The sequence below is a fragment of the Alistipes sp. CAG:29 genome, assembly GCF_000435435.1.
Taxonomy (GTDB): domain Bacteria; phylum Bacteroidota; class Bacteroidia; order Bacteroidales; family Rikenellaceae; genus Alistipes; species Alistipes onderdonkii.
The window spans coordinates 1-2849 of sequence record NZ_FR893405.1 but is presented as its reverse complement, the minus strand read 5'-3'; the positions used below and the strand labels follow the sequence as shown (position 1 = coordinate 2849).

Here is a 2849-nt window from a genome sequence, read left to right as displayed (position 1 = left end):
CCCCCCCCCCTGCCGATGCTCAACCTCGCGGGCCTGGGCATCGCATTCCATGCAAAACCCAAGGTGAAGGCCACGGCCCGCCAGTCCATTTCGACCATCGGCCTGGACGGCATCCTCTATTTCCTCGGCCTGAAGGATTCACGCATCGAACAATAACCCCATGCGACGGTTGGCGCTGCTCTGTGTGGCCCTGCTCGCGGCGGGGTGCTACGACTCCCGGTTCGGGGAGCGCGGCGACGACGCCACGCCCGAGCCCGTCACGGCGACCATCCGGCAGCTGCGTGAGAAATTCGCCGGGACGACCTTCCCCGTCACGGGGGACATCGTGGTGTCGGGGCGCGTGACCACCAGCGATTACGCCGAGAATTTCTACCGCACGTTCTGCATCGAAGAGGACGGAGCGGGGATCGAAGTCATGGCGGGCATAGACCACCTGCACAACGATTTCCCGGAGGGCTGCCATGTCACGCTCAGGCTCAGGGGCCTGGCGCTGGGCGAAAGCCACGGGGTATTGCAGGCCGGGCGGATGCCCGCCGCAGGAAGCGGTTTCACGACCGATTACATAGGGTCGAAAGCGGCGCTGGACGCGGCGGTGACCCGCAACGGGGAGGCGCTGGAACCCATAGCCCCTACCCTGCTGTCGCCCGGCGAACTGACGCCGGAGCGATGCGGCACGCTGGTGCGGATCGGGGCTCTGGGCTACACTCCCGAAGACCTTACGCCCGGGACATGGGCCGGATACAAGCGTTTCACGGACGACACAGGCGCGGCGGTCTACACTTATGTGCGCAGCTACGCCCGGTTTGCGGACGACGAGGTGCCCGTCGGCCGCTGTACGCTCACGGGAATCCTGCAATACGACGCCACCGGGGAAGGGCGTTACATCCTCAAACTGCGCGATGAAAACGATTGTACCCGTTAACCGGCTCCCGGCGATATCCCGCACGGCACTCCGGACGGCCGTGTCCGTCGTGCTGGCGTTGGCTGTCCTCGCCGGGTGCGACAAGGCATCGGGGCTGGAATTCGACGACGACCCACCGGCGGGGACGGCCACGATCGCTGCGCTCAAATCGCGGTGCACGGGAGAGCAGGCCGCCGTCACGGAGGACATCACGGTCGAAGGCGTGGTGACGGGCAACGACCTCTACGGAGAATTCTACAAAACACTGGTCGTCGAAGACACGAGCGGCGGAATTTCGATAGCCGTGGACGCCACGGAACTCTACGTCGACTACCCGGTCGGCACGGCGGTCACGATCCATTGCAACGGGCTGTTCCTGTGCGACTACGGCGGCAAGGTAATGCTCGGCACGCGCCCCACGGGCGAATATGCCGGGCCGGGGAGGATACCTCCGGCGGAGGCGGCGCTGTACCTGCGGCGGAAGCAGGCGGAAACCAGGCCCCTACGGCCTCGGACGCTCACGTTCGGGGAGGTAGACATGCGGCATACCGACACCTACGTGCATTTCGAAGGAGTGCGGTTCGTGCAGCAGGGCAACTGGTGCGACCCCGATCCCGAGACCGGACGCCCCGCGACGACGGAGCGGCAGATAGCGGATGCCTCGGGACGGGAATTCACCGTCCGCACGGCGGGCACATGCACCTATGCAACGGAGCCCGTACCGCAGGGCACAGGCTCCGTATATGGGATAATCGACTATTTCAACGGGAAATACACGCTCCGCATCGTCAACCGCGAGGTGGATTTCGCTACGGTTGCAGCGCTTCCCACAGCATATCTTTCAAGCGGGGGATATTCAGCCCCGAAACCGACGAGATAAACACCGACGGGACGCCTTCGGGCAGGTGGGATTTCATCTCTTCGATCAGTCCGTCGTCCAGCATGTCGCATTTGGTGATGGCCAGCAGCCGCTGTTTGTCGAGCAGTTCGGGGTTGTACTGCGTAAGCTCGCCCAGCAGAACCGCGTAATCGCGTTTGAGGTCGTCGCTGTCGGCCGGGATCATGAACAGCAGCACCGAGTTGCGCTCGATGTGGCGCAGGAAGCGCGTGCCCAGGCCGCGGCCCTCGTGCGCCCCCTCGATGATACCCGGAATGTCGGCCATGACGAACGACTTGTGGTCACGCACCTCGACGATGCCCAGGTTGGGTTCGAGCGTGGTGAAAGCATAGTTGGCGATCTTGGGTTTGGCAGCCGAGACCACCGAGAGCAAGGTGCTCTTGCCCGCATTGGGGAACCCGACCAGCCCGACGTCGGCCAAGACCTTCAGTTCGAGGATGAAGGTGCCTTCGTCGCCCTCCTCGCCCGGCTGCGCATAGCGCGGCGTCTGGTTCGTGGCGCTCTTGAAATGCCAGTTTCCGAGGCCGCCCCGGCCGCCTTTGAGCAGTACGAGCTGTTCGCCGTCGGCCGTCACCTCGCCGACATCTTCGGTGAGCGTGGTGCCGTCCTCCTGTTCGACCACACGCCGGGCGACCGTGCCCAGCGGCACGGGGATGACGATGTCCCGGGCGTCCCGGCCCGACGAGCGGGCTCCCGAGCCGCACTGCCCGTCCTCGGCGAACTGGTGGCGCTGGTATTTGAGGTGGATAAGCGTCCAGTACTGGCTGTCGCCCTGCAGGACGATGCTACCGCCCTTGCCGCCGTCGCCGCCGTCGGGGCCGCCGAAAGCCACGAATTTTTCACGGCGGAAATGCGCCGAGCCGGCCCCTCCGTGTCCCGAACGGGCAAATATTTTCACGTAATCTACAAAGTTCGAACCTGCCATACCTTGATTATTTAGGTTGCAAAGATAGTGCAAGCCGAGAGCAAAAGCAAGTTTACTTGCATTTTGCCGAAGCGCCGCCTGTCTAAAACAAGGTTAAAGATAGTGCAAGCCGAGAGCAAAAGCAA

Annotated in this window: 3 protein-coding genes and 1 pseudogene; 3 read left to right on the top strand and 1 reads right to left on the bottom strand. The window is 63.7% G+C overall.

All coding sequences use genetic code 11. From position 1 onward, the window contains the following. The 3 genes and pseudogenes from QVP03_RS01315 to QVP03_RS01305 all read left to right on the top strand — a co-directional run. A pseudogene (locus QVP03_RS01315) lies at nucleotides 1-156 on the top strand (phosphoserine phosphatase SerB); the annotation flags it as partial. A gap of 4 nt (nucleotides 157-160) precedes the next feature. After that, nucleotides 161-922, top strand: coding sequence for a DUF5689 domain-containing protein (locus QVP03_RS01310; RefSeq protein WP_022331874.1), 762 nt, complete (start codon nucleotides 161-163; stop codon nucleotides 920-922). Continuing rightward, nucleotides 900-1781, top strand: coding sequence for a DUF5689 domain-containing protein (locus QVP03_RS01305; protein WP_022331873.1), 882 nt, complete (start codon nucleotides 900-902; stop codon nucleotides 1779-1781). Before QVP03_RS01310 ends, QVP03_RS01305 begins: the two co-directional genes overlap by 23 nt. Here the strand turns inward: QVP03_RS01305 and obgE are convergent. Continuing rightward, complete coding sequence (obgE, locus tag QVP03_RS01300; RefSeq protein ID WP_022331872.1) at nucleotides 1711-2724, bottom strand: GTPase ObgE; 1014 nt, start codon at nucleotides 2722-2724, stop codon at nucleotides 1711-1713. The two genes, QVP03_RS01305 and obgE, sit on opposite strands and share 71 nt — an antisense overlap. Between the last annotated feature and the right edge of the window lie 125 nt (nucleotides 2725-2849).

Excerpts from the sequence above, each read along its gene's own strand:
- QVP03_RS01305 (WP_022331873.1), top strand. The coding sequence starts at position 900 with ATGAAAACGATTGTACCCGTTAACCGGCTCCCGGCGATATCCCGCACG.
- QVP03_RS01310 (WP_022331874.1), top strand. The coding sequence starts at position 161 with ATGCGACGGTTGGCGCTGCTCTGTGTGGCCCTGCTCGCGGCGGGGTGC.
- obgE (WP_022331872.1), bottom strand. The coding sequence starts at position 2,724 with ATGGCAGGTTCGAACTTTGTAGATTACGTGAAAATATTTGCCCGTTCG.